The sequence below is a fragment of the Saccharothrix lopnurensis genome, from assembly GCF_042658445.1.
GTDB classification, from domain to species: Bacteria; Actinomycetota; Actinomycetes; order Mycobacteriales; family Pseudonocardiaceae; genus Actinosynnema; species Actinosynnema lopnurensis.
The window spans coordinates 1-25578 of sequence record NZ_JBHSQO010000072.1 but is presented as its reverse complement, the minus strand read 5'-3'; the positions used below and the strand labels follow the sequence as shown (position 1 = coordinate 25578).

General features: G+C 72.8%; 32 protein-coding genes, 1 tRNA gene and 1 pseudogene. 25 read left to right on the top strand and 9 right to left on the bottom strand.

Annotated elements, in window-relative coordinates; all coding sequences use genetic code 11:
• From ACFP3R_RS36210 to ACFP3R_RS36150, 13 genes are all read left to right on the top strand, one after another.
• Nucleotides 1-565: hypothetical protein (locus ACFP3R_RS36210; protein WP_380643282.1), on the top strand; the 565-nt coding region annotated here is incomplete at its 5' end.
• Nucleotides 566-647: 82 nt separating this feature from the next.
• On the top strand, nt 648-950 hold the full coding sequence (locus ACFP3R_RS36205; RefSeq protein ID WP_380643280.1) for a hypothetical protein: 303 nt from the start codon (nt 648-650) through the stop codon (nt 948-950).
• A 3-nt stretch (nt 951-953) separates the two neighbouring features.
• The gene (locus tag ACFP3R_RS36200) at nt 954-1556 is read left to right on the top strand and encodes a phage gp6-like head-tail connector protein (protein ID WP_380643278.1); all 603 of its coding nucleotides are present in this window, start codon (nt 954-956) and stop codon (nt 1554-1556) included.
• A 4-nt stretch (nt 1557-1560) separates the two neighbouring features.
• Entirely contained in the window at nt 1561-1983 is a 423-nt protein-coding gene (locus ACFP3R_RS36195) for a hypothetical protein (RefSeq protein ID WP_380643276.1), read from the top strand.
• 4 nt (nt 1984-1987) lie between these two features.
• Nucleotides 1988-2722 carry a hypothetical protein gene (locus tag ACFP3R_RS36190; RefSeq protein ID WP_380643274.1) on the top strand — a complete coding sequence of 245 codons (735 nt, stop codon included), beginning with the start codon at nt 1988-1990 and terminating at the stop codon, nt 2720-2722.
• A 7-nt stretch (nt 2723-2729) separates the two neighbouring features.
• Entirely contained in the window at nt 2730-3140 is a 411-nt protein-coding gene (locus tag ACFP3R_RS36185) for a hypothetical protein (protein WP_380643272.1), read from the top strand.
• 12 nt (nt 3141-3152) lie between these two features.
• The gene (locus ACFP3R_RS36180; protein ID WP_380643270.1) at nt 3153-3644 is read left to right on the top strand and encodes a hypothetical protein; all 492 of its coding nucleotides are present in this window, start codon (nt 3153-3155) and stop codon (nt 3642-3644) included.
• Nucleotides 3645-3678: 34 nt separating this feature from the next.
• A complete protein-coding gene (locus ACFP3R_RS36175) occupies nt 3679-4131 on the top strand; it encodes a hypothetical protein (protein WP_380643268.1) in 453 nt (150 codons plus the stop codon).
• A 96-nt stretch (nt 4132-4227) separates the two neighbouring features.
• Nucleotides 4228-6357 carry a phage tail protein gene (locus ACFP3R_RS36170; protein WP_380643266.1) on the top strand — a complete coding sequence of 710 codons (2130 nt, stop codon included), beginning with the start codon at nt 4228-4230 and terminating at the stop codon, nt 6355-6357.
• Between the two features lie 3 nt (nt 6358-6360).
• Nucleotides 6361-7245 (top strand): phage tail family protein, encoded by an 885-nt coding sequence (locus ACFP3R_RS36165; RefSeq protein ID WP_380643264.1) that lies wholly within the window; start codon nt 6361-6363, stop codon nt 7243-7245.
• Nucleotides 7246-7254: 9 nt separating this feature from the next.
• Nucleotides 7255-8550 (top strand): hypothetical protein, encoded by a 1296-nt coding sequence (locus ACFP3R_RS36160; RefSeq protein ID WP_380643262.1) that lies wholly within the window; start codon nt 7255-7257, stop codon nt 8548-8550.
• A 12-nt stretch (nt 8551-8562) separates the two neighbouring features.
• Nucleotides 8563-9702, top strand: coding sequence for a hypothetical protein (locus ACFP3R_RS36155; protein WP_380643260.1), 1140 nt, complete (start codon nt 8563-8565; stop codon nt 9700-9702).
• Nucleotides 9702-10415 (top strand): hypothetical protein, encoded by a 714-nt coding sequence (locus ACFP3R_RS36150; protein ID WP_380643258.1) that lies wholly within the window; start codon nt 9702-9704, stop codon nt 10413-10415. The genes ACFP3R_RS36155 and ACFP3R_RS36150 overlap by 1 nt, the downstream gene beginning before the upstream one ends.
• Here ACFP3R_RS36150 and ACFP3R_RS36145 read toward each other — a convergent pair whose 3' ends face one another.
• Nucleotides 10416-10874, bottom strand: coding sequence for a hypothetical protein (locus ACFP3R_RS36145; RefSeq protein WP_380643256.1), 459 nt, complete (start codon nt 10872-10874; stop codon nt 10416-10418).
• Between the two features lie 160 nt (nt 10875-11034).
• Between ACFP3R_RS36145 and ACFP3R_RS36140 the strand changes: the two genes are divergently transcribed.
• The 3 genes from ACFP3R_RS36140 to ACFP3R_RS36130 are packed head-to-tail and all read left to right on the top strand — an operon-like array spanning nt 11035 to nt 12611.
• On the top strand, nt 11035-11463 hold the full coding sequence (locus ACFP3R_RS36140) for a hypothetical protein (protein ID WP_380643254.1): 429 nt from the start codon (nt 11035-11037) through the stop codon (nt 11461-11463).
• A gap of 9 nt (nt 11464-11472) precedes the next feature.
• The gene (locus ACFP3R_RS36135) at nt 11473-12333 is read left to right on the top strand and encodes a peptidoglycan recognition protein family protein (protein ID WP_380643253.1); all 861 of its coding nucleotides are present in this window, start codon (nt 11473-11475) and stop codon (nt 12331-12333) included.
• The gene (locus ACFP3R_RS36130) at nt 12330-12611 is read left to right on the top strand and encodes a hypothetical protein (RefSeq protein ID WP_380643251.1); all 282 of its coding nucleotides are present in this window, start codon (nt 12330-12332) and stop codon (nt 12609-12611) included. Before ACFP3R_RS36135 ends, ACFP3R_RS36130 begins: the two co-directional genes overlap by 4 nt.
• Nucleotides 12612-12739: 128 nt before the next feature.
• Here ACFP3R_RS36130 and ACFP3R_RS36125 read toward each other — a convergent pair whose 3' ends face one another.
• From ACFP3R_RS36125 to ACFP3R_RS36105, 5 genes are all read right to left on the bottom strand, one after another.
• Nucleotides 12740-12895, bottom strand: coding sequence for a hypothetical protein (locus ACFP3R_RS36125; RefSeq protein WP_380643249.1), 156 nt, complete (start codon nt 12893-12895; stop codon nt 12740-12742).
• A gap of 59 nt (nt 12896-12954) precedes the next feature.
• Nucleotides 12955-13128, bottom strand: coding sequence for a hypothetical protein (locus tag ACFP3R_RS36120; RefSeq protein WP_380643247.1), 174 nt, complete (start codon nt 13126-13128; stop codon nt 12955-12957).
• Nucleotides 13125-13280 (bottom strand): hypothetical protein, encoded by a 156-nt coding sequence (locus tag ACFP3R_RS36115; protein ID WP_380643245.1) that lies wholly within the window; start codon nt 13278-13280, stop codon nt 13125-13127. Before ACFP3R_RS36115 ends, ACFP3R_RS36120 begins: the two co-directional genes overlap by 4 nt.
• A gap of 162 nt (nt 13281-13442) precedes the next feature.
• Nucleotides 13443-13910: a hypothetical protein gene (locus ACFP3R_RS36110; protein WP_380643243.1), complete on the bottom strand. Its 468-nt coding sequence runs from the start codon at nt 13908-13910 to the stop codon at nt 13443-13445.
• Between the two features lie 437 nt (nt 13911-14347).
• Nucleotides 14348-14509: a hypothetical protein gene (locus ACFP3R_RS36105; RefSeq protein ID WP_380643241.1), complete on the bottom strand. Its 162-nt coding sequence runs from the start codon at nt 14507-14509 to the stop codon at nt 14348-14350.
• 132 nt (nt 14510-14641) lie between these two features.
• On the opposite strand from ACFP3R_RS36105, the gene ACFP3R_RS36100 reads away from it, so the two are divergent.
• Nucleotides 14642-15469, top strand: a complete 828-nt coding sequence (locus ACFP3R_RS36100; RefSeq protein WP_380643239.1) for a helix-turn-helix domain-containing protein — start codon at nt 14642-14644, stop codon at nt 15467-15469.
• A 15-nt stretch (nt 15470-15484) separates the two neighbouring features.
• Nucleotides 15485-15682, top strand: coding sequence for a DUF397 domain-containing protein (locus ACFP3R_RS36095; protein ID WP_380643237.1), 198 nt, complete (start codon nt 15485-15487; stop codon nt 15680-15682).
• A gap of 143 nt (nt 15683-15825) precedes the next feature.
• Here ACFP3R_RS36095 and ACFP3R_RS36090 read toward each other — a convergent pair.
• Nucleotides 15826-15898: transfer RNA gene (locus ACFP3R_RS36090), tRNA-Lys, on the bottom strand.
• Nucleotides 15899-16080: 182 nt separating this feature from the next.
• Here ACFP3R_RS36090 and ACFP3R_RS36085 point away from each other — a divergent pair.
• From ACFP3R_RS36085 to phoU, 7 genes are all read left to right on the top strand, one after another.
• Nucleotides 16081-16560, top strand: coding sequence for a superoxide dismutase (locus tag ACFP3R_RS36085; protein WP_380643235.1), 480 nt, complete (start codon nt 16081-16083; stop codon nt 16558-16560).
• A 46-nt stretch (nt 16561-16606) separates the two neighbouring features.
• A complete protein-coding gene (locus tag ACFP3R_RS36080) occupies nt 16607-16810 on the top strand; it encodes a hypothetical protein (RefSeq protein ID WP_380643233.1) in 204 nt (67 codons plus the stop codon).
• A 176-nt stretch (nt 16811-16986) separates the two neighbouring features.
• Entirely contained in the window at nt 16987-18135 is a 1149-nt protein-coding gene (gene dusB / locus ACFP3R_RS36075) for a tRNA dihydrouridine synthase DusB (RefSeq protein WP_380643231.1), read from the top strand.
• Nucleotides 18128-18586 (top strand): hypothetical protein, encoded by a 459-nt coding sequence (locus tag ACFP3R_RS36070; RefSeq protein WP_380643229.1) that lies wholly within the window; start codon nt 18128-18130, stop codon nt 18584-18586. Before dusB ends, ACFP3R_RS36070 begins: the two co-directional genes overlap by 8 nt.
• A gap of 179 nt (nt 18587-18765) precedes the next feature.
• Entirely contained in the window at nt 18766-19629 is an 864-nt protein-coding gene (locus ACFP3R_RS36065; RefSeq protein WP_380643227.1) for a GGDEF domain-containing protein, read from the top strand.
• Nucleotides 19630-19839: 210 nt separating this feature from the next.
• The gene (locus ACFP3R_RS36060) at nt 19840-23709 is read left to right on the top strand and encodes an LCP family glycopolymer transferase (protein ID WP_380643225.1); all 3870 of its coding nucleotides are present in this window, start codon (nt 19840-19842) and stop codon (nt 23707-23709) included.
• 79 nt (nt 23710-23788) lie between these two features.
• On the top strand, nt 23789-24457 hold the full coding sequence (gene phoU, locus ACFP3R_RS36055; protein ID WP_380643222.1) for a phosphate signaling complex protein PhoU: 669 nt from the start codon (nt 23789-23791) through the stop codon (nt 24455-24457).
• An 80-nt stretch (nt 24458-24537) separates the two neighbouring features.
• On the opposite strand, the gene ACFP3R_RS36050 is transcribed toward phoU, so the two are convergent.
• Entirely contained in the window at nt 24538-25335 is a 798-nt protein-coding gene (locus ACFP3R_RS36050) for an ESX secretion-associated protein EspG (RefSeq protein ID WP_380643220.1), read from the bottom strand.
• A pseudogene (locus tag ACFP3R_RS36045) lies at nt 25332-25578 on the bottom strand (hypothetical protein); the annotation flags it as partial. The pseudogene ACFP3R_RS36045 and the gene ACFP3R_RS36050, both read right to left, overlap by 4 nt.

Here is a 25578-nt window from a genome sequence, read left to right as displayed (position 1 = left end):
CATCTGGGCGGACCTGATCCGCCGCTACCACGCCAACCTGGACTCCAACCTGCTCAACCTCGCCACGGTGGGGCTGTACCCGAAGATCCCCGAGGCGCTGGCGGGGATGGAGGGCGCCCTGGTCGACGTCGCCACCGGCGAGAACCTGGCCGTGATGCACTCGCGCCGCTGGTACTGGATGCAGAACGCCCTGGCCGCCACCTGGCCGCTGATCAGCCAGCCCGGCGTCGTGGCGCAGACCCTGGGCGCGAACTACGCCGAGGCGTACGGCCGGGGCATCCGCGGCATGTTGCCCAACGGCACGCCGGTGCTGGTCGACAACAACGTGGCGACCAACCTCGGCGCGGGCACCAACGAGGACGAGATTTACACGGTGGACAAGAACCACTGCCACCTGTGGGAGGACCCCTCGGCCCCGCTGATGATCCGCGCCGAGCAGCCCAAGGCCGGCTCGCTGGGCGTGCAGCTGGTGGTCTACGGCTACTACGCCTTCACCTTCCAGCGCTACCCGCACGCCCGCAAGATCGGCGGCACCGGCCTGATCACCCCGGCGTTCACCGGCTGATCGGGTCCGCAGACCGAGGGGGAGCCGTTGGCGGGCGGCTCCCCCTCGCCCGTTTCTCCGCCAGGACCAGGAGCACGAGGCGATGAGCACGCAGAACCAGGACCGCCCGGCGGGCGGGGACAGCATGATCGGCGCGCTGCTGCACGAGCGCGCGGGCTACCTGAGGGTGGGCAAGGACGACCGCGCCGGGCAGGTGGCCGAGCAGCTGCGGCTGCGCGGCTACGACACCGAGGGCCGCAAGCTCGACGAGCACCAGGCCGAGGTCGACGAGGGCCAGGGCGACGGCGAGGGCCAGGGCGACCCGGCGGCCGGTCCGTCCACCCCGAAGTCCACGCCCACCGACCCGCCCAAGCCGGTGGGCAAGCGGCAGACCACGCGGACCTGAGTCGTGGCGGTCACCGAGTACATCACCCTGCCGCAGCTGCAGCACGCCCTGCGCAAGCAGGGCACGGTGCAGGCCGACGACGAGCTGCTGGCGCTGCACATCCGGGCCGCGTGCCGGGGGATCGACGACCACACCGGCCGCCGGTTCTGGCGCGACGACGCCCCCAGCGCGAGAACGTTCCGGCCGCTGAACGCGTCGGTGTGGGACGCGGACGGGCACCTGCTGCTGGTCGACGACATCGCCACCACCGACGGCCTGGTGGTGGAACAGGGCAGCACCTCGGGCGGGTGGTCGTCGGTGACCGGCTACGAGGTGGCGCCCGACAACGCGGTGGCCCGCAGCCGGGCGATCACCGGGCTGCGGGTTCAGGCCGGGTGGCCCTGCTACGCCGGTGCCCGGGTGCGGGTCACCGCGGTGTGGGGCTGGCCGGCGGTGCCCGACGTTGTCGAGCAGGCCGCGCTGCTGCAGGCCACCCGCCTGTCCAAGCGCAAGGACAGCCCCGAGGGCGTCATCGGCTCGGCGGAGTGGGGCGGGATGCGGCTGGCCCAGCTGGACCCGGACGTCAAGGCGCTGCTGAAGAACTACGAGCTGCCCGGGTTTGGGTGACGGCGTGGACTTCCTGGGTGTGCGGCGCGGCCTGGCCGCCGCGGCTGCCGCGATCGACGGGCTGAGCGCACTGCCGTTTATGCCCGACAGCGTCTCCCCGCCGACGTTCTTCGTCGGGGAGATGGACCTGGAGTTCGACAAGGCGTTCGGCCGCGGCCTGGACGAACTGGTGGCCACGTGCCGGCTGCTGACCTCCCGGGCGTCCGACGACGGCGGCCAGGCCGAGCTGGACCGCTACCTGGCCGGGTCGGGGCCCTACAGCGTCAAGGAGGCGCTGGAGGCCGACCCGAGCCTGGGCGGGGTGTGCGACGCGGTGCACGTCCGGCGCGCCACCGGCTACGGCCTGTTCGAGTTCGGCGTGGGCAACGACATGTCCCGCTACTACGGCATCGAGTTCTTCGTGCACGTCTACGGCACCGGGGGGTGATGACGTGGGGAAGTTCGTCCTGATCGACGCCCGGGTGTTCACCGGCGGCGCGGACCTGTCCGGCGCGTCCAACAAGATCGAGCTGAACACCGAGCGCGAGGCCAAGCCCGCGATGAACTTCCGGTCCGGCGGCTGGGAGGAGCTGCTGGGCGGCCTGGCGTCGTCGAGCCTCAGCGGCGAGGGCCAGTGGGAAGCCGGCGACCCGGGCCGGGTCGACGACGCCGCGTGGGCCGGGCTGGGCGGCCTGGGCCCGTGGACGATGTGCCCCACCGACGCCACCCAGGGCGCGCTGGCCTACCTGACCTACGCCATGACCGGCAGCTACAAGCTCGGCGGCCAGGTGGGCGAGGTGGCCCCGTGGACGGCCGAGGCCAAGGGCAGTTGGCCGGTGGCGCGCGGCGCGGTCGCGCACCCGCCGGGCACCGCGCGCACCGCCGACGGCAACGGCGCGGCTCTGCAGCTGGGCGAGGTCGACGACGGCCGCCACCTCTACGCCGCTCTGCACGTGCTGTCGGTGGCCGGCACCGGCACGCCGAGCATCACCGTCGAGATCGAGTCCGCGCCGAGCGCGGGTTTCGCCTCGCCCACCACGGTGGCCGCGTTCACCGCGGCGACCGGACGCGGCGGGCAGATCCTGCGCACCGCGGGCCCGATCACCGACACCCACTACCGGGCGGTGTGGACGATCACCGGCACCGCCCCCTCGTTCCTGTTCCTCGTCGCCCTCGGTATCCAGTGAGGTCCCCATGCCCAAGATGGTTCTGCTGTCGTCCTACGTCGAGCTGGACAGCAACGTGCTGTCCCAGTGGTGCAAGAAGATCGAACTGACCACCGAGGTGGAGGAGCAGGAAGTGACCAACTTCCTGTCCCTGGGGTGGAAGGAGGTCCTGGGCGGCAAGAAGTCCGGCAGCCTCAGCCTGGACCTGTTCCAGGACCCCGCAGCCGCGGCGATCGACTCGATCATGTGGCCGCTGCAGGGCGAGGTCGTGCCGTTCGTGGCGCGGCTGTCCAACGCGGCGGTCGGCGCGTCCAACCCGAACTGGACGGGGAGCGTGCTGGTCAACAAGTGGACGCCCATCGGCGGCGAGGTCGGCTCGGTGGCCGCGGTCAGCGTGGACTACCCGACCTCGGGCCCGGTGCTGCGCGCCACCGCGTAGGCGGGCGGCGCCGTGGTCGCGGTCGCGCTGTCGCTCGACGAGCAGAACATGCGGCGGCTGGGGCGGGCGCTGCGGTCGGTGGAGGACGGCAAGCAGCTGCGCGCCGACCTCACCCGCGCCGCCCGCGACGTGCTCAACCCCACCCGCAACGCCGCCCGCCAGGCGATCCGGGCCGTGCCCAGCAGCGGCCACGCCGGGCCCAAGATCAGCCGGGGCATCGCCAACAAGGTCATGGTCCAGATCCGGCTGGGCGGCCAATACCCGGGCGCGACGCTGCGCGCCAAGAAGACCCCCAACGTGCGGAAGTTCCGCAACGCGCCCAAGAGGTTCAACGCCCGCAAGGGCTTCACCCACCCGGCGATCAACAACCGCAAGATCAAGATCCACCAGAAGGGCGGGCCGGGCTGGTTCGACGACACCACCCGCCGCGACCACGCCAAGTACCGGCGTGCCATGCGCCGGGTCCTGGACGCGCACGACAAGCGCATCCGCGACCGCCTGTAGATCCCCCCTCACCCCCTCTCGGAAGGGCACCGCCATGTTCTTCACCTACCGACCCGCCGACGGCGACGAGCAGCGTTGGGAGTTCGTGGCCGCCGAGGTCCGCGCCTCCCAGGCCGAGCCGATCGAGAAGTCTTACGGCCAGCCCTGGGACGTGTTCCTGGTCGACGTGTTCAAGGGCGCCGCCCGCGCCCGCCGCCACCTGCTGTGGCACCTGATGCGCACCGACCACCCGGCGCTGCGCTACGAGGACGTGCCCGACTTCGCGCTGGGCGAGGTCGAACTCGCATTCGACCGCGGAGAGCTGGAGGCCATGCGCGAGCAGCTGGCCGGGCAGCTGACCGCCGAGCAGCTGACCCAGCTCGACGCCCTGGTGGCCGAGGCCCCCGAGGGCCGCTCGGGAAAAGCCCTCTCCAACAGGCGCGAGCGGCGTACCGCGTCCCGATCGCGCAGCACTTCCACCTCGGGTTCCAAGACCAGGAAGCGCTGACCGTGGGCGAGTTCCGGGCGCTGTGCGACGCGGTCGACGAGATCAACCGCGAGATCGAGAAGCAGCGCCGCTAGCCCGAGGGGGAGGTGATCCCCGGTGGGCGACACCTCCCTGCTGTTCAACCTGCTCTCCCGCGACAACGTCACCAAGACCCTGGGCAAGATCAGGGTGGCGGCGATGGCCACCGCGGTGGTCATGGGCCAGGTCGGTCAGCAGACCGGCGCCATGGCCCGGTCCAACGCCGCCGACATCGCCGGCCTGGGCAGGCACTTCGCGCTGCTCGGCGGCGCAGCAGCAGCCGGGGCCCTGGTCGCCGGTGGTGCGATAGCGGCGCTGCCGCTGCTGTTCGCCGCGGTCGGCGCGAAGCTGCTGGCCGAGAACGAGCTGGTCAAAGGCGCGTTCACCGGCCTGGGCGACCACGTCAAGAACAAGATGACCGCGGCGGCGCAGCCGCTGGTGCCGGTGTTCGTCGGGGTGGCCGGGCAGCTGCGCAGCACGTTCGACGCGCTGCTGCCCGCGATCACCACGATCTTCGCCGCGATCGGGCCGCTGATCACCGAGCTGACCGGCGGCCTGATGGGGTTCGCCACCGGCGTGATGCCCGGCGTGGTCACCGCGGTGACCTCGGCCGGGCCGGTGTTCGCGGGCCTGAGCAACTTCCTGGCGCTGCTGGGCGGCGGGCTCGGCGGGATGCTGACCAACCTGTCCGCCGGGGCCGAGGGCGCCGGTACGGCACTGACCGCCCTGGGCGGCGGCCTGGCGCAGATCCTGCCCACGCTCGGGTCGCTGATCGGCGCGCTGGCCACCGCCGGCGGACCGATCCTCGCCGCGCTCATGCCGGTGATCGCCCAGCTGGTGTCCGGCCTGGCGGGCGCGCTGATCCCACTGCTGGCGCAGATCGCGCCGGTGCTGGTCCAGGTCGCCACCGCGGCGATGCCGCTAGCCGAGGCGTTCAGCCGGCTGCTCGCCGCGGCGGGCGGCGCGCTGGGCGCGGTGTTCACCCAGCTCGGCGGGCTACTCGTCGAGCTGGTGCCGCTGCTGGTGTCCGTGATCGACGCGGTGATCCCGCTCGTCGCCGGGTTCGCCGCGCTGCTGACCCCGATCACCCCGCTGATCCCCGCGATCGCCCAGGTGGTCGCCAGCCTGGTGACCGGCCTCGCGCCGATCCTGGCGCAGCTGCTGCCGATCATCACCCAGGTCGCCGGGATCATCCTCGGCGCGCTGTCCGGGGCGATCCTGCGCCTGTTCGGCGCGATCGAACCGCTGATCCCGGTGATCGGGGAAGCGGCGGTGACGCTGGCCGGCGGGTTCCTGCAGGTGATCACCGCACTGGCCCCGCTCGTGCAGGCCCTGGTGGGCGTGCTGGTGGCGATCCTGCCCGCGCTGCTGCCGCTGATCCCCGCCGTGGTCCAGCTGACCATGGCGTTCCTGCCGGTGATCGAGCTGGTGGCGCAGTTCGCCACGTGGCTGGTGAACCTGCTCGCACCGGCGATCGCCGCGATCATCGGCTGGGTCGCGAACCTCGCGGCCGGGATCATCTCCTGGCTGGGAACCGCGGTCACCTGGCTGATCGACAAGGTGCCCGGCGCGTGGCAGTGGATCAAGGACGCGATCGCCAAGGCGATCGACGGGATCAAGGGCGTGATCTCGTGGTTCGGCAACCTGCCGGGCCTGATCGGCGGCTGGATCTCCGGGGCCTACAACAGCGCGGTCGACTGGTTCGGCCGGATGGTCAACTGGATCGGGGGCTTGCCGGGTCGCATCCTGGACGGCCTGGGCAACCTCGGCAGCCTGCTCGTGTCCGCCGGTGGTGACCTGCTGCGCGGCCTGTGGAACGGCATCCAGAACCTGGCCGGCTGGCTCAAGGACAAGCTGGTGGGGTTCTTCAAGAACCTCGTGCCGGACTGGGCCAAGGACGCCCTGGGCATCAGCTCCCCGTCCAAGGTCATGGCCGAGCAAGTGGGGCGTTGGATTCCGCCCGGCGTCGCCCTCGGCGTCGACCAGGCGCTGCCGCAGCTGCGCCGCTCGATCAACACCATGGTGGCCACCGTCACCACGCCCACCGCCGGCCTCGGCGGCGGGCCCCCGTCGATCACCGCCCCGCCGCCCGGCTACGGCGTCGACCAGGCGGCGTTCCACGTCGAGCACCTGCACATGCACAAGGCCAGCCCCCGCGAGGTGGGCGAGGAGCTGCAGTGGCTGCGCAAGTCCAAGACGGGGAGGTGACCGGTGGCGGCTGGCGACCTGCTCACTGCGGACGGACAGGTGGAGTGGCGCGGCGTGGTGCTCGGCTCGGACGCCGTGCTGGGCACCACGTCGATCGAAGGGTGGAAGGACCGGGCGGCGCGCGGCGGCAACCGCGACCTGAGCGGGTTCCACGGCGCGCTGCCCGCCCGCTGGCTGGCCGAGCAGCGCCAGGTGGTGTGGAGCTTCGTCAACACGGTCAAGGGCGCCGCACTGGCCGCCGCCATCGAGGAGCTGGAGGCCCTGACCCAGTTCGACGAGCAGCCGGTGGAAGAGGAGCTGTGCATCCGGCTCGACGGCGTGCGGGCGATGGTGCACGCCACGCTCGTCGGGGTGGCCTTGCCGGTGGGCCTGGACTACTCCCAGGCCCAGTACGTCACCGGCGCGGTGCGCTGGGTGGCCTCCAGCCCGCGCAAGCTGCTGCTGCCCGGCAAGAGTGAACCCATCGGCCTGCCCACCGAGGCCGCCGGCGACGGCCTGGAGTGGCCCCTGGAGTGGCCCCTGGACTGGGGAACGGGCGTCACCGGCGGGCAGGTCACCGTCACCAACGCCGGTCCGGCCGCAGCCTGGCCGCTGCTGCGCGTCACCGGCCCCGCACCGGCGCTGCGGATTACCAACCTCGACACCGGGCAGCGGCTGACGTTCGACCCGGCGTGGACGCTCCCGGCCGGGCAGACGATCGAAATCGACACCCGCCCCGGCTACCGCACCGTGCTGTTCACCCCGTCCGGCGTGAGCGCCGACGCCAGGTTGTTCGTCCGGGACTGGTTCCCCATCCCCGCCCGCTCGTCGATCCGTATCGGGGTCGACGCCGCGGCCTACGACCCCGCCGCACGGCTGACCGTGCTGTGGCACGACACCACCCAGTAGGAGGCACCCGTGGTAGTGCGCAAAACGTGGGCCGTCTCCCAGCCGGGCGGCCTGCAGACCACCGTGGACGGCAGGCACTCGCTCGGCGCGCTGCTGTGGCCCGGCTCGGGCGCGCTCGTCAAGCGCGCCGGCCGCTTCCCGCAGAACCTCGCGGCGTTCGTCGTCACCGCCAGCGCGCCGACGCCGGATGGGTTCGTGCACGTCTCGCCCGGTCAGCTGGCGGTCATGGGCACCAGGTCGATCGCGCCCTACCTCGGCGCGGTCGACGCCGTGGTGGACGTCAACGTCTTGGCCGTGCCCGCGCACGCCAGCCTGACCCGCTACGACCTGATCGTGGCCCAGCAGTCCGATCCGCTGCACACCGACGGCAACGGCGACCTGTGGATCGGGCCGATCCGCGGTACGGCCTCGGCCACCCCGTCCGACCCGGCGGTGACCACCGCCAACGGCGCGCCGACCAACAGCCCCGACTACGTCGTGCTGGCGCGCGTGGTCGTGCCGCCCACCGCGTCCAGCGCGGGCATCCTGCAGGCCAACATCACCCAGCTGTTCACCGCGCACACCGTCGCCAGCGGGGGCCTGCTGCCGGTCGAGAACCAGACGGAGCGCGACGCCCTCACCGGCACCCGCTACGACGGCATGGCCGTTTGGCGGCGGGACCGCGACTGGGAGGAGGTCTTCGACGGCGCGGGGTGGCGGATCTCGGGCACCGCGGTGTGCACCTCCACCACCGACCGCGACGCGGTGATCACCTCCCCGTACAACGGGCAGCTGGCGGTCACCACCGACACCGGCACCATCTGGCTGCGCCACTCCGGGGCCTGGGTGTCAATGGGCCGGGCCAGCGGCGAGATCACCTACACGCCCACCGTCACCGCCACCGGCGGCGCCCTGGTGCTCGGCACCGGCGGTTCGATCGGCGGTCGCTACGTCGAGCGCGGCAAGATGATCGACCTGCACATCTACATGAACGTCGGCACCGGCAACGACACCAAGTCCGGGACGCTGAACTTCGGCCTTCCACCCGGAATGACGGTCGCGGCGGGTGGCGTCGAGCGCACCGGCGTGGCGAAGCTCTACAACGGGCCGACCGGGAGGATCTTCCACGGCATCGTGTACGCGCCCGCCGGCAGCGCGACGATCCAGGTGTTCATGCCCGAGTCGCCCTCCCTCACCAGCCTGGCCGGGCTGCGGTCCGCGTCCGCCCCCGGCTCGCCGGGAACCGGCGTCCCGCAGCTGGCCGGGGTCTACACCCTCGGGGACAACTCGAACGTGGACATCGACGTCGCCCTGGCGATCAACTAGGCGGGGTGAGTCGTGGCCCAGGCCGTCTACACCTACGAGCTGCGCGACCTGCGCACCAACCTGCTACTGGCCACCGTGCCGCTGCTGGACGTGCAGTTCTCCAAGGTCCTCAACGACACCTCCAGCCTGCAGGGCACGCTGCCCCTGCCGCTGTTCAACAGCCTCGGGCAGCGGCGCGAGGTGTTCGAGCTGACCACCCCGGCGCACACCTGCGTGTACGCCTACCGCGACAACACCCCGGTGTGGGGCGGGATCATCTGGACCACGGACTACGACTCCGAGGCCAACGCGATCACCATCGGGGCCGCGGACTGGTGGTCCTACCTGGACCACCGCAAGATCCTGCCGGTGCTCACCGGCGCGGCGTTCAGCATCACCGACCACATCGGGCAGCTGGCGGTCGGCTACACCGCGCAGTACAGCGCAATCGCGCGCCAGCTGCTCGCCCTGGCCCAGGCCCACACCGGAGGTGACCTCGGCATCGTCGCCACCACCGGCGACTACGGCAGCACCCACGAACGGACCTACCCCGGCTACAGCATGACCCCGCTCGGGGACCAGCTGCGCAACCTCACCGAGAACCTGAACGGGCCGGACCTGAGGTTCGACGTCGGGCCCGTCGACGAGCAGGGCCGGCCCACCCGGCGGATGCTCATCGGCACCCCCGACCTGGGCGCGGTCGACGACCACGTGTGGGAGTGGGGCGGCAACCTGCTCCGCTACAAGTGGCCACGCGACGCCACCAAGATGCGGAGCAGGTCGTTCGCGATCGGTGAGGGCTCGGACCGGGCCACGCCGATCGGGGCCTACGAGGAACCCGGCCTGTACGCGCTGGGCTGGCCGCTGCTGGAGGACGACACCGGCTACGACCGCACCACCGGCAGCGCCACCCTGATCGACAACGCCCAGGCCGACCAGCAGGTGCTGCGGCTGCCGGTCGTGCTGCCGACGTTCGTCGTCAACGGCGCCGCGTACCCGACCATCACCGAGGTCAGCCCAGGCGACCGCGGCCGACTGCTCATCCGCGACGACTACCACGGCTACCAGCCCGGCCTGGACACCACCGCGCGCGTGGTGCAGCTGGAGGTCACGCCGGAAAGCGAGACCGGAGAAGAGATCGCGATCACCGCCGAGCCGCAAGTGGAGAGCTGATGGGCGCCGTCAACCGACGCGAGGACGACGCGACGTGGAAGATCCGAGTGGAGCGAACGCTGCGCGCGGTACGCGACCGCGTCGGCAATATCAGCGCCTACATCGGTGAAGGCGGGCTGACGGTCGGCGGCGGCGGCGAGTTCACCGTGAGGCACGAGAACGGCAACTGGCTGTTCCACGTCGGACGCGGAAGCCAGGGCAACTACTTCCTGACCATCCGGCGCGACAACGGCGCGGCTGCCTTCGAGATCGGCACCACCGAGACCGGCCAGCAGTTCTGGGCGGGCTGGGACGGGTCCGGCAACGTGGCCATAGCCGACGACGCCAAGAGCGGCCAGGGCCTGGCGCGCCCCTGGCTGCCCCAAGGGACGATCAACGTCTTGTCCACCAGCATCCCGCTCACCTCCGCCACTTCGTGGATCGCCACCCAGTCGACCGGGCAGATGCTCAAGCAACAGCCCTACGCCGAGGTGGAGGCCCTGCTGCTGTCCACGGGCGGCGGGGTTGGTGAGGCCCGGTTCACCATCAACGGCACGCCCGCCGGCAACGTCATGCCCATCGGGGCCGGGTCGTTCGCGTGGCAAACGATCCAGACGTTCGCACTGCCCGGCTCGGTGAACAGCCGAGCGACGATCGACTTGCAGGTGCAGCGGACCAACGCCGCTGGCTCGATCGGCGGGGTGTTCCGCTGCACCCAACGGCAGTCGCCCTGATCAGGGCGTGAGGGTCGGCTGCGGTTCCGGCTCGGGCACGTAACCGCCCGGGTTGCCCGGCGTCGGCGCGGGCGGCGCGGGCGTCGGGTTGAGCGGGTTGCCGTGCTCGTCGCGCGGCACGTCGGGGGTCGGGATGGGCGGCTGGGGCTCGGTCGGGTCGTCCAGACCCGGGCCGGGCTCGTCGGTCGCGGGCCCCACCTGCTGCTGCACGGGCTGCTGGTCGCTCATGGCCGGCACCGTACCCGGGGCCGCCGGGCTCGTGCTGCTGGTCGACGTCTCGGCCGAGGCGGTGCTGCTCTCGACGGACTGCACCACCGAGTCCAGCTCGATCTCCTGTCCGGCCGGGCGCGGCTCGCTCTGCGGCGCGCTCGGCCCGAGCAGCACCGCGGCCCCCACCACGGCCGCCAGGCCCGCCGTGATCCCGCCGGCGGCTAACCCCTCACGTCGTCCGAACCGCATCTCCACCCCTTTGTCCAGGCGCGCCGGTGATCGGCGCGTCTCCCGATTCATCGCTGGTCAGGACGCCCAGCGCAACACCACGCTGTCCGATTCCACCCGACTGGCCCACACCGTCCCACGCCCGGTGAGCACCCGACCACGCAGAAGTACGGAGAAACCCATGAGCAACATCCCCGACTGGATCACCCAGCTCAGCGCGGGCGGCGTGCTCGGCGCGGGCGGCGTGCTCGGCGGCCTGCTCGCCGGCGGTGCGGCCTGGCGCCGGTCCAAGCCCGAGGCGCGGAAGGCGGCGGCCGAGGCGAAGAAGGCCGAGGCCGATGCGGCGCGGGCCCTGGCCGACAGCGCGGTGGCCTTGGGCGACGCCGCGACCGGTATCGCCCAGGGCGTCCAGGGGCAGCTGGCCGCGCTGCGCGGCGAGGTCGACGCGGTGAAGGCCCGCGAGGCCGACCGCGACCGCCGCGACGCCGAGCAGGTCCGCCTGCTGCGCGTGCACGAGGACTGGGACCACGCCGTGGTCACCGCCGTGCGCGACCTCGGCGGCGACGTCCCCGACCCGCCGCCCCTCTACCCCGACCCGAACCAGACCTAGGAGGTTGACGTGGCCCTGCTCCTGGCGGGCCTGGCCGACGCGCTGCGCGCGGCCGGGCTGACCGTGATCGAGCACCCCGGCTGGACGGACCGCGGCCAGAAGGACGGCGCGTTCGCGCCGGTGGCCGCGATGCTGCACCACGACGCGTCCCCGCACGGCGACTCGCCCGGCGTCCCGGCGTTCATGGCGAACCTGCGCAACAACGGCGCCCAGACCTGGGTCGACCGCGGCGGCCGCTGGCACCTGGTCGCCGCGGGCCGGATGTGGCACGCCGGCCTCGGCGGTCCCTGGGGGCCGATCTCCCGCGACGACGGCAACACCGACTCGGTCGGTGTGGAGACCGACCACACCGTGGGCGAGGACTGGCCGACCGCCCAGCTCTACGGGCTGCGCCGAGGCCTCGCCGTGCTGCTGCGCCACATCGGCGCACCGGCGTCCGCGCTGTGCGGACACCGCGAGTACCGCACCACCAACCCCGACCCGGACGGCCTGGACATGGCGCACGAGCGCGCCGAGGTCGCCCGGATCATGAAGGAGGGACCCGACACCATGCCGAACCACATGGAGCACATCGGCATCCGCAACTACCTGGGCCACGACGTGGCCGCCCAGGAGGTGCTGAACGCCACCGAGCAGGCCGCCACCGAGGCGGAGAAGGCCGCGAGCGAGGCCCTGGCGATCCTGCGTGACCTCAAGGGCACGCGGAACTTCAAGGGCCAGGACGTGGACGTGGAAGCCGTCTGGGCCGAGACCGAGGGACGCGTGGCCCGACTGGAGACGGCGGTGGGCGAGCTGGCCGAGCTGCCGGCCGCCGTGGGCAAGCTCGCCACGCTGCTGGGCGAGGTGGCCAGGAAGGTCGGTGCCGCGTGAACGACCGGATCACCGCGCTGCTGCGCACCGTCGTCCCCGCCGCGTGGGGTACCGGGCTGGCCTGGCTGGTCGGCCGCGGCCTGCTCACCCCCGGGCAGGCCCTGGACGCCGCCCCGCTCGGCCTCCAGCTCGTCGACCTGGTCGCCGCGCCGGTCGCGATCGCCGCGGTCTACGCGGCCTCCAGGTGGCTGGAGACCCGGTCCTGGATGCCCGCGTGGCTCACGCGCGTGCTGCTGGGCTCGGTCCGCCAGCCCAGCTACAGCGGCATGACGGCCTAGCGCGCCTACGACGAGGCCCCCGCACCGCCGCCCTTGGGCGGCGGTGCGGGGGCCTTTCGTCGTGGGCGGGATCAGTCCCCCTGGTGTGGGCCGTGCCTGCCCCAGGGGGCCGGGGCGGGCACGGTGGATCAGCGCAGCGAGGTGCCGTCGTCCTGGGCGCTGAGCCCGGCGTCGTCGTGGCCCGCCTGCTGCTCGATGCGGTGCCCGTCGCCGGCGGCGCGGATCCAGCCGCCGTACATCCGGGCGTCGATCTCCTCGGTGGTGGGGACGGGCTCGCGGCCCATGCGTCTCCTCTGGTGGTATGGGCGGTCTCAGCCCCGGTCGCGGGGTCGGCGTCCCCGCGCTAGCGGGGGTTGCAGGTGCGGCAGTCCGCGTACGGCCGGCTGTGGTCGTCGCACACCGTGGTGCCGTCGTCGGCGGTGTGGCCGTCGACCGGCCAGCGTCGGGGCTGCGCCCCTGCGGGCGGGATCAGCCACGACGGCCCCTGCCTGGGGGTCACGTCGTCGGAGCCGGTCACGACAGGGCCGGGCAACTCGACGTGTGGTTGGTGCCCACCCGCTGTGCCGCCCCGCAGGTGCAGGCGGCCTGGGTGTCCGGGCCGCGGCCGGCCCAGCGGCCGGCGTCCGGGCGGTCGGGGTGCGGCGACTCGTCCTCGTGGTCGGTGCTCACGGTGGTGCCTCTCTGGTGGTGGTGGTGGTGGGGGGATGGGGACCGCGCCCGCCCCGGGGGGAGGCCGCCCGCGGGGAGGTGCGGGCGGCGCGGGGCGGGCGCGGCTGGTGCGCGGTCGCGGGACCGCACACCCTGCGGGCCGCCGGTGCGGACGGCCCGAAGTCATTCGCCGGGGGAGATCTGCTTGAGCAGGTGGGCCAAGGCATCGGCGGAGAGGCCGCACACGACGGCGAGCGGGGGTAGCGCGTCGGGTGGCAGGTGGAGCACGCGCGCTCTGGGAGCAGCGCACGCCGCCCATGCCTGTAGCGGTGCCAGTGCCCGGTCGCGGGTCGCCCGTAGCGCCCGAAGGTCAACGGGGACCGCGTCAGGTGGCGCGATGCCCAGGGTGGTGATGACGTCCGCCAGCACGTCGCCCGGGTCGATGGCTAACGCCCGGCACATGATCCACAGCCGGTAGACGCTGATCTCCCGGTCACCGCGCTCGACGCTTTCCAGCGTGCGATGGGAGAGGTCAGCGTGCACTTGACCACTGAGCCACTTGGTCATGCCCGGCCGTGTCAGCGCCTGGTCCTCGCGCCGACGTTGCAGTTCGGCCCCGAGCGCCTGTCGGAAGCGCCTTTCTTCAATCACGCCAGTCCCCCGCGTCGCCGTTGTCGGTTGCGCCGACCACCTGGATGCACGAGGTGCAGGTGCCGCGGTCACCCCCCGGTGACCGCACGGCCGACGCGGTGAAGACCGCTCCGCACACGGTGTCCACCATGGGCTCGTCGCCCAGACCTGTCTGGGCGACGAGCTCTTCAGCCTTTGAGGCGAGCACCGCGTGATCAACCCCCCAAACGGGGTGATGCCACCAGACGTGGACTACTCGGGGTGGCATGAGCACTCCTCGCACATCGGCCAGCCGAGTGACCCGGTGACAGCAAGTGGCACATCAAGTACCACAGGTGACCGGCAACGCCCGAAGGCGTAGCGCCGACCTCTGATCGTGAGCACGCGGGACGGCCACTCGACACGGTGCAGTCGGCGCCGGAACACGCCCGGAACCAGCGGGTCGCCCGTCGGCCCGCTCACGACCGCACACCGAGGCGCCGGGCGACGTCGCGCAGCACAACGCCGACCTGGGCCCGCCGCGCACAGTCGTGCGGCACCAGCTGGTGCGCAACGGCGAACGTGAACAGCGTGGCGGCACAGGAGATCAGGGCTTCCCCGAAGACGTACAGACCACCCATTCCGACGTACCTCCTGTACCCGCCGAGACCCTCTCGGTGTGGGACGATCCACCGCAAGGGAACCAAACTTGCGCAAGCTTTGCCCCTCATCTGCAAGTTGTGCAAGTTCCAACCGGGTGAATAGGGGGTTCGGTGAGTCAACAGCCAGCCAAGGCGACCGCCATCGGCGCGCGGTTGCGCGAAGCCAGGAAGGCGCGCGAGCCCCGCGTGTCCATGAGGTGGATTGCGGATCAGCTCGGGTGGAGCGAGGCCAAGGTGAGCCGGATGGAAACCGGTAATCGCCCCGTGGATGCCGACGAGGTGGCCGCGTACCTGCGCGTGCTCGGTGTGGCCGGTACCGAACGCGAGCGGCTGGTGTCCATGGCGAAGACGCCGGATGAGCCAGCGTGGCTGGAGGAGCTAAGCGGGGTCCCTCAAAGCAGCGTCACCCTGGCCACGTGGGAGGCGCAGGCAGTAGCGGTCTGGGACTGGGCGCCGCTGCTGATCCCCGGCCTGCTTCAGACGATGGAGTACGGCCGGGAGTACATGCTGGGCGACAACATCCCCGAAGGGGAGATCGGCGTGAGGCTGTCGGCACGGCAGCGTCGGCAGACGATGCTGCCGGGACTCCAGTACACCGCGATCATCGACCAGCCGGTGCTGCACCGACGCGTCGGTTCCAGGCGGACCCACCGCGCTCAGTTGCAGCAGCTGCTGGACGTCGCGAACGATCTCCCGAACGTGGACATCCGGGTACTTCCTGTCGCCAGTGACAGACATCCGGCCAGGGTGAGCCCCTGGTTGATGCTGGAGTTTTCGGCGTCGCCGCGCATGGTTCACGTAGAACTGTCCAGGTCAGCGGTGTTTTTCACAGAGCCCACCCAGACGGACCACTACCTGTTCGAGAGGGCTGAACTTCTTGCACGGGTGATGGATAGGGAACACTCTCAGAGGGCGATCAAGGACGCCCTGGGAGACTGAGAGTGAGGTCTGGTGATGACAGAGCCCGTACCCCCGCTGCGGTGGCGTCGGAGTAGCCGCAGCGGGTCGGAAGGGAACTGCGTCGAAGTCGGGTCCACGTTCGACCGGCTACGGGACTCTAAGCGCCCCACCGTCGAGTTGGGTGTCTCCCGCGGCGCGCTGCACGCCTTCCTTCAGGCTGCCGCAGACGGCCGGTTCGATCCCCGCGGCTGACCGAAGTGGCCGTGCCCACGGTGGCACGGCCACCGTGTCCCCTGGCCAGTCATCCGGGTGCTGTCGCTCACACGTCGCTCACACAAAGGCCCTCCCCAGCCCTGTCGGGACCGGGGAGGGCCTTGTTGTCGCTGGTCACAGCGTGGGCCGCCAGGGGCTCGAACCCTGAACCCGCGGATTAAAAGTCCGCTGCTCTGCCAGTTGAGCTAGCGGCCCGTGGTCCAGGCTAGTGGACGGCGGTGCTTTCGTTCGACGGTGGTTGGGGCGTGGCGCGCGACACACCCGGCCTTCGGGTCGTGTGGGCGGCGGTTCTCGGCTGGGCGGTGGGCGTCGGTTCAAGTCCACCGGAACGGGTGATCATGCTGGAACGCCGTCGTCCCGGCGGTTAAGCAGGTTCCATGCACCTCGCCATGGCGCTCGCCCTCGCGGGCTCGTTGCTGCCCGTCTCCGGTGATCTGACCAGCTACGACCCGCGCGTGCCGGACGGTGCCCGCGCCTCCGTGCTGTCCACGCCGGTGGCCGGTGGGACCTACGTGCTGCTGCGCACCACCGGGCTCCTGCCTCACCGCGACTACGGCGCGCACGCCCACGTGAACGCCTGCGGTCCCTCGCCCGCCGACGCCGGGCCGCACTACCAGCACGTGCCGGGTGGGGCTACCGATCCGGCGTTCGCCAACCCCTACAACGAGATCTGGCTCGACTTCACCACCGACGCGCGGGGGCGGGGGTGGGCGTACGCACATCTCGACTGGCGGTTCGGTGAGCGGCGCCCGGGTTCCGTGGTGCTGCACGAGGAGCATACGCACACCGAACCGGGGCAGGCGGGCTCGGCTGGGGTGCCTGACCGTGCCGTTCTGAATGCCTGTCGGGTGGGGTGACCTGCGCTGATCAAGAATTGTCGTACCCCGCCGGCATGGTGTTGCCATGACCACGCACCTCGGCGGCCCGGAGGCCGAGGCCCGGCTGGTCGATCGGCACCGGCGCTACCACGCGCCCGGTGATGGCCGGATGTTCCGCGTGGAGGTCGACGGGGCCCCGGCCGGCAGCGTCGGGTACTGGGGAGAGGTGGGCTTCGAGTACCCGCCCGGTCGGCCGGTGCGGTGCAACGACTGGGGGGTGGAGCTGTGATCGCACGGTGAGGTGCGGTGGGGGGTGATCGGGTCGGGCTGGGACGCCGGGCCGGGGTGCTGCCCGGCTGAGGGGTCGTCCGGCCGAGGTGCGGCCCGGCCCGAGGAGCGCGGTCCGGGGCGGGGATTCCCCGTGTGGTACCCGCCACTGCCCGTGCTGGGCGACAATGGACGGCGATGTCCACCGCCCTGCACACCACCCAGCCCCTGAGGATCGGCCCGTACCAGGTCGATCCCGCCGTCGTGCTCGCGCCGATGGCGGGGATCACCAACGTCGCCTTCCGACAGCTGTGCCGGGAGTTCGGCAGTCCCAGCTCGCTCTACGTGTGCGAGATGATCACCGCTCGGGCCGTGGTCGAGCGCGACTCCAAGACCATGCAGATGATCACCTTCGGCGAGGGTGAGCGGCCGCGGTCGATGCAGCTCTACGGGGTTGACCCCCGGTCCATGAGCGAGGCCGCCAAGATCATCGTCGCTGAGGACCGCGCCGACCACATCGACATGAACTTCGGCTGCCCGGTGCCCAAGGTGACGCGCAAGGGCGGCGGGGCGGCGCTGCCCTACAAGCGGCAGCTGTTCCGGCAGATCGTGCGCGCCGCGGTACGGGCCGCCGAACCCGCCGGGGTGCCGGTGACGGTCAAGTTCCGCATCGGCATCGACGAGGACCACCTCACCTACCTCGACGCCGGCCGCATCGCCGAGGACGAGGGGGCGCGCGCCGTCGCCCTGCACGCGCGCACCGCGGCCCAGCGCTACTCCGGCCGGGCCGACTGGTCCGCCATCGCGCGCCTGAAGGAGGCCGTCACGAGCGTCCCGGTGCTCGGCAACGGCGACATCTTCAGCGCCCACGACGCCCTGCGCATGGTCGCCGAGACGGGCTGCGACGGCGTGGTCGTCGGGCGCGGATGCCTCGGCAGGCCGTGGCTGTTCGGCGAGCTCCAGGCGGCTTTCCGGGGTGAGCCGATCCCGCCGGGGCCGCGGTTGGGCGAGGTCGGAGAGATCCTGCGCCGGCACGGCCGGCTGCTCGCGGACTTCCTCGGCGAGGACAAGGGCGTCCGCGACCTGCGCAAGCACATGGCCTGGTACCTGAAGGGGTTCCCGGTCGGCGCGGAGCTCCGCCGCTCGCTCGCCATGGTCTCCACCCTCACCGAGCTGGACGACCTGGTCGGCCGGCTCGACCCGACCCTGGAGTTCCCCGACAGCGCCGACGAGCCGCGCGGCCGCCAGGGCTCGCCGGCCCGGGTCGTGCTGCCCGAGGGCTGGCTGGACGACCCCGAGGACGCCACGGTGCCCGTCGGCGCCGACGAGCTGCACTCGGGTGGCTGACGTGGTCCTGCGCGGCGTGCTGGCCGCGGCGTGCGCGCTGGCGCTGACCGCCTGCGGGGCGCAGGTCGCCGGCACGCCGCGTCCCCTGGAGGTCACCGACGTGGAGCGCGAGTTGGTCTCGGGCTACTTCACCGACCTCAACGACGCGGGCGCGCAGGGCGGGGCCGAGCAGCGCGACCTGCTGCGCGACACCCAGCACCCGGACTTCGTGGACGAGGAGTGCGAGCCGCCCGCGGGCACCCTCAGGGTCCAGCCGACCATGTCCACGCTGCGCCTGGACCCGACGTGGACCCCGCCCGGCGAGGACGAGCACCCGCGCGGCGTCGTGCTGGTGGTGGCCGTGACGCTGACCGTGCTCCAGGACGGCGCCGAGGTCGGCAGCCAGATCGGCTCGCAGCACGTCGTGCTGCTCAACGGCAAGGTGTACGGCTTCGCGCCCTGCGTCAACTGAGCCGATGTGCGCCCGTTGACCACGCTGAGCGAGCAAGATGACACCTCTATCACGCAAAGTCACCACTTCGGAGCAGTGCACGGTCAACCAGTAGGGGGAAATCCCTCTATGACGCGTCCCGCCGGCTCAAGCGCCGCGTCGGATCAGACGACACCTTGGCAAGTAGGGAGGTGAGCACGATGACCGCACTGCGACCCGAGGTCGCCGAGTTCGACCGCGACGGTCGACACGAAGCGGATACCGCCGTGGCCGAGAACGACGGGCCGGGACTGGTCCAGCTGCACGAGTCGATCGCCACGCTGCTCGCCTCCCGCGGCCAGTGGCGGCAGGCGTACCAGCACCTGCGCTCGGCGTTCGACCTGGTCTACGCCGACCAGGACGACCCGCCGCAGGTCCCCGAGCAGCTGCGCCGGGAGGTCGATCGGCTCCGCCGGGAGCACGCCGAGGCGCGCGCGCAGAGCCTGCGCGACAGCCTCACCGACAGCTACAACCGCCGCTACCTCGACGAGCGCCTGGTGGACATCGTCGCCGCGCGCGGTTCGACGGCGGCCGGGCTGGCCATCGCGCTCATCGACCTCGACTGGTTCAAGCAGGTCAACGACACGTTCGGGCACCTGCTCGGCGACCGCGTGCTGCAACGCGTGGTCGAACTGCTCCAGGATGACCTGCCGGAGGGCGGTTTCTGCGCCCGCTACGGCGGCGAGGAGTTCGTCCTCGTGCTGCCGGACACCCCGGCGTCGGTGGCGGTCGAGATCGCCGAATCGGCGCGGCTGCGTGTCGAGCGTCACGCCTGGGCTTCGCTGGCCCCCGGTTTGCGGGTGACGGTCAGCATCGGGTTGGCTTACGAACCGCCCGCCGGGGACTCGTCGACGCGTCCTCCGGTCGCCCCCGAGCAGCAGCTGCTGCGCGCGGACAGCCTGCTCTACACGGCCAAGCAGTCCGGACGCAACGCGGTCGCCTACCGGGAGAACGGCCGGGTCCGGCTGGCGGGTGCCGCTTCCGGGCGACGCGGGATCGCCGAACCCCGGGTCGCCGGTTACTGACACCAGACGGCCACTCACCCTTTCAGGCGTAGTCTGCTGCGCGTAACCGGGCACTGCCGACCCCTGTATCACCGGGAGTGGTCGTCAGGACTGGCGGTCATCCGTAGTATCGCCAAGGCAAGTGACACGCCGTTGGTGCAACCACTGTGTCCTTGCTGTCGTCAACTCGTGATGACGACCCACTAGTGACAGACGCTGAAGGGAGACCGGGTGCCCGACGAGCCCCGCCGTGGCGGCACCGGACCCGGAGGTGACCAGGCCCCGCAGGACGACCAGCCGACCGGCCGTCGACGCAGGTCGCTGGACGACGGCGGCCTGAGCGTGTCCGACCTGCTGGAGCAGCACAGCCGCACCGACCTGCCCCGCCCCGTCCCCCCGCGCACCGGCCCCGAGGAGCCCCGCGGACCGCAGAACGGTCGGTCAGCGGAGAGCACCGGGCGGCGGGCCGCGCCGGAGCGACCGGCGCCGGAGCGACCGGGCGGGCCGGACTACTTCGCCCCCGCGGACACCGGCACCCACCCCGGACCGGCCAACGGCGCGCCGCCGGTGGACCGCAGGCGCGGTGCGCCGCCCCCCGCGAACGACTTCTTCTCCCCCTCCGGCGAGGGCACCGGCACCCGGACGCCCCGGCCGAACCCGGAGGACACCGGGCGACGCCGGCGTGCCGAGGAGCGCCCCGGCGACTTCGCCGAGGGGCCGCGACCGGCGAACGGCTACCCGGGTGGGCCGGAGCACCGGCGCGACGCGGGACCCGGCGACGCGGGCCTGGGCAACACAGGTCCGGGCAACGCGGGCCTCGGCAACGCGGCGGGATTCGGCAACGCGAGACCTGGTGGCGTGGGACCTGGTGGTGCGGGACCGGGTAATCCGGGACCCGGCAACGCAGGACCCGGTGGCGTCGGTGGCGAGGCGAGCAGGCGGTTCCCGGCTCCCGGCCGCAACGCGGAGAGCACCGGCCGGCGCGCCCGACCGGAGGTCCCCGGCCCCGACGGCGCGGGCAGGCGCTTCGCCGACGACCCCGCGACGGGCGGCCCAGGCCGGAGGCCGGAAGGCGATGTCGACCGGAGGCCGGAGGCCGGCCAGGACCGCAGGGCGGAGGCCGGGTTCGACCGCCGGACCCCGGACGCACCGCGCCGACCCGTGGACGACGGCCTACGGCAACCCGTACCCGTAGACCCGCACCCGCGACCCGAGCACTTCACCGGCGCGCCGGCACCCCACCCCGGCGAGGGCACCGGTCGACGGCCCGTCGACGGACCGCGTCCCGGTGAGCACACCGGCCGACGCGCGCGTCCGCCCGTGCCGGGCGAGGGCGTCGGACCGCGCCCCGGCCCCGAGGGCACCGGTCGCCGGCCCCACCCGGGCGCACCGCGCCCCGACGCACCCCACCCCGGCGAGGGAGTGCCCCCCGGCGCTCCGGGCCGCCGGCTCGCCGACGGCGGCGGCCCCCGCCCGGACGACCTGGGTGGCCCGCGTCGCGCGGCGGAGGGTCCCGGCCCCGAGGGCACCGGCCGCCGGCCGCGCCCCGAGGTCCCCGGACGTCCCGGCGAGGACGTGACCGGCCACCGGCTTCCCGACGGCAGCGGCCCGCGCTCGCGGCCCGAGAACCTGGACGGTCCCCGCCGCCCGGTCGACGGCCCCCGCCGCCTGGCCGACGGACCTGCACCCGAGGGCCCGCGCCTCGACGGCCCGCCCCTCGACGGCACCGGCCGACGCCCGCGCGCCGACCTCCCCGGCCGACCGGGCGACGACGTCCCCGGCACCGGCCGCCGACTCCCCGAGGGCAGCGGCCCGCGACCGCGTCCCGACGACCTGAACGGCGCGCGCCGCCCGGTCGACGGCCCCGGACCGGAAGGCACCGGCCGCCGTCCCGTGGAGGGCGGCCCGCGCCGCCTCGCGGACGGCCCCGACCTCGACGGCACCGGCCGACGCCCGCGTCCCGAGGTCCCCGGCAGGCCCGGTCCGGTCGAGGGCGCGGCCGCCGAGCCCGGCGGACGCCGCCCGGTCGACGGCTTCGGCGAGGACGCGACCGGCCACCGCCTCCCCGACGGCAGCGGCCCGCGCCCGCGCACCGACCTCCCGGGCGCACCGCGCCGCCCGGTCGACGGCCCCGGACCGGAGGGCACCGGCCGACGCCCCGCACCCGGCGACGGCCCTCGCACCCGACCCGAGGACGCCGACGGCCCGCGTCGCCTGGCGGAGGGCGGCGCGCCGCACCCCGCGGTCGACGCGCCCGGTCGCCGGTTCGCCGAGGACCCCGCCGCGGCGCTCGACCAGGGCCCCGCGGTCCCCGGTCCCGTCGCCGCCGGTCCGACGGCGCGCGCGCAGATCGACCTGAGCCTCACCACGGAGATGGAGGCCATCAGCGACGACGTCAAGAAGCGCCGCGAGGTCGACCACACCCTGGCGCGCTTCTCCGCCGTCCACGACGAACTGGCCCAGCAGGAGCGGCAGCGCAAGGAGCGCCGCCAGAAGCTCATGCCGTGGAAGGCCGACCACGACGAGGACGCCACCGAGTACGCCTCGCCGGTCGAGGGCCCGGACGACGGTGACGACGACCGGCCGCGCGGGCACGTGCGGACGGCCCAGCACAGCAAGATCGTCAAGTCCGTCAAGGCGGTCGCGCTGGCCGCCGCGGTGTTGGTGTTCGTGTCCACCGGTGTCGGGTGGGGCGCGATGCTCTACATCGACAGCAAGATCGTCGAGGTGGACGCGCTCGGCTCGAACTCGGCCGCCGTGCACCAGGCCGAGAAGCAGCTGGGCGACGAGAACTTCCTCATCGTCGGCTCGGACACCCGCGCGGGCGCCCGACCGGAGGACGGCGTCGGCGACTCGGAGGCGGAGCCGGGCGCGCGGTCCGACGTGCTGATGCTCGCCCACATCCCCGCCGACCGGAAGCGCATGGTCGTCGTCTCCGTGCCGCGCGACCTGCTGATCGAGCGGCCCGACTGCGAGCGGTGGGACCCGTCGAACGGCGAGTACACCGGTGAGCAGCTGGCCCGCGAGTCCGACGTGAAGGCCAACGAGCCTTACGCGGTGGGCGGTCCGCAGTGCGTGGCCAAGTTCATGACCGAGCTGACCGGCCTGGAGATCAACCACTTCATCAGCGTCGACTTCAACGGCTTCAAGGGCATGGTCGACGCGGTCGGCGCGGTGACGGTGTGCGTGCCGAAGCCGATGGTCGACGAGCAGCTGGGCACCATCTTCGACAAGGCGGGCAAGTACGACATCGGCGGCACCAAGGCGCTGGACTACGTGCGCGCCCGCAAGGTGTCCGGCGAGGTGCTCGGCGACTACGACCGCGTCACGCGGCAGCAGCAGTTCCTGTCCGCGTTGCTGCGCAAGGCGATGTCGTCGGAGATCCTGCTGAACCCGGGCAAGCTCAACGGTTTCCTCAACGCGTTCGCCTCGGCCACCGTCGGCGACAACATCGGCGTGAACGACATGCTCACGCTCGCCCAGTCGCTGCGCAGCCTGGAGGCGGGCCGGGTCAGCTTCGTCACCGTCCCGCACGACACCGAGGAGGGCGAGACGCTCTCGCACGAGGACAACGTCGAGGTGCTCCGGGTGGAGGACACCAAGGCGCTGTTCCAGGCGATCATCGACGGCACACCGCTGCCCAAGGAGAAGGCCGACACCAGCGCGCCCGCGGACCAGGCGCAGCAGCAGGCGCCCGCCCCCGGCCCGCGCCAGGGCAAGGTGGTCGACCCGAGGGGCCTGAAGATCCAGGTGCGCAACGGCGACGAGGACGCCGACGGCGCGGCGGGCCAGGCGACCGGCGAGCTGGAGGACCTGGGCTACCAGGTGGTGTTCAGCGGCAACGGCGAGGCCGTCGACAAGACGATCATCAAGTACAGCGCGGGCGGCGAGGACATAGCGGAGACGCTCAAGGCGTCGGTGCCCGGCGCGACGCTGGTGGTCGACCCGTCGATGGGCGGCGCGGTGGAGCTGCTGATCGGTCCCGGCTGGGACGGGGTCGTCCAGGCGCCGCAGGGCGCCCCGGCCGGCGATCCCGGCAAGGCGGCCCCGCCCGAGGACCTGTCCGTGGTGAACGCGGCCGTCGACCCGTGCGCGGGCTAGTCGACTGGACGTCCCGGGTTCACCACCGGTTCACCGGGGTGGGTCGCTACCGCGATGACCGGTCCGTAGGCTGACGGCCATGCGCGAGGCTTACCACGACCAGCTCGGACAACTCGCCGGCCAGCTCGCGGACATGTGCGCGATGGCGGGCGACGCGATGGAGCACGCCACCCGGGCGCTGCTCGGGGCGGACCTCGCCCTCGCCGAGCAGGTGATCGGCGACGACATCAAGATCGACGACCTGCGCGCGGGGATCGAGGAGCAGTCCTACGCGCTGCTGGCGCTCCAGGCGCCGGTCGCGACCGACCTGCGCACCGTGCTCGCGGTGATCCACGCCGCGGAGAGCGTCGAGCGGATGGGCGACCTGGCGCTGCACGTGGCCAAGGCCGCGCGCCGCAGGCACCCCAACCCCGTGCTCGCCGACACGGTGCGGCCGTACTTCGCCGAGATGGGCCGCATCGCGGTGGAGCTGGCGCGGGAGGCGACCGACATCATCCGCACGCAGGACGTGGCGCGGGCGCGGTCGCTGGAGGACGCCGACGACGCGATGGACGACCTGCACCGCCACCTGTTCACGATGATCATGGACAAGGAGTGGGCGCACGGCGTGCCGTCGGCGGTGGACACCACCCTGCTCGGCCGGTTCTACGAGCGGTTCGCCGACCACGCGGTGTCGGTGGCCAAGCGGACGGTCTTCGTGGTCACCGGTCGGATGCCGGGCTACGGCGGCGGCACCGACGAGGCGTAGTTCGACGCCGCTCCGACCCGGCTGCGGACCAGCCGGGTCGGGCTCGGTCGAGCCGGTCGGCTGGGTGAGCGCCGGTCGGGCTAGGTGAGCGGGGCGCCCAGCTCCTGGGCGAGCTGGGCGGCGATGCGCGCGTTGTCGGCGGGGGCGTGGGTGAGCCACTTCCGGCCGTCCTGCCCCTGCCGCGTCTGCGACATGTAGCGGCCCTGGTCGTTGTCGAACCAGGCGACCTGCGGGGCGCGCTGCTCCCGGCCGTGCCTGCCGCGCACCGTGACGCCGAACTGGCCGGCGCGCAGCCGGGGCCGCTCGAACACCGCCTCCAGGGCGCGGACCTGCGTGCCCGTGGTGGAGCGCGGGGCCATGGCGCGGGTGAAGGTGGCGCCGCCGAAGTCCTCGTCGCGGGTCGGCCGCGGCGGTGGCGCGGCCGACGGCACCGGCACGGTGACCGACTGGCCGGGGCCGGGGCGGCTGTTGGGGACGAGGTCCACGAAGGTGCGCACGAGCGCGGCCGAGCGGATCAGGTCGACCTTGACCTGCCGGTCGTCCATCACGGCGACCGCGGCGCGCTCACCGACCGCGCCGCCGCGGGCCAGCAGCTGGCGCTCGACGTTGCGGGCGTCCAGCGAGGCGACCGCGTTGAGGCAGAAGTCGAACCGCACGAGCAGGGTGAGCCCTTCCGCGACCTCGGGCGCGACCAGGCCGCGGCGGGCCAGGCCGCGCGACTCCAGGTCGCGGTGGACGGCGGCGCGGATGCCGCCGCGCTCGTCCACGGTGCGCCCGAGGTAGGGGAAGTCGAACGGGTAGGGCCGGCTGCCGAGCTCCAGGTCCTCCCAGAGCACGTCGGCCGCCGCGTGGGACAGGGAGAACGAGAACACGCTCATCCGCCGATGACCGGCGGGGCGACCATGGTGCCGTCGCCGAAGACGTCCTCGGTCTCCACCAGGTACGAGGCGGCCTTGTGGTCCTTGTCCTCCTCGCCGCGGCCACCGCCGGCGCCCGCGCCCATGCCACCCATGGCGCCCGCGCCCGCCGCGCCACCGCGACCCGCCGCACCGGCACCGGGGCCGAAGCCGCCCGCACCCGCACCGCCCGCACCGGCACCGGTCCGCCCGGCCTCGCCGAGC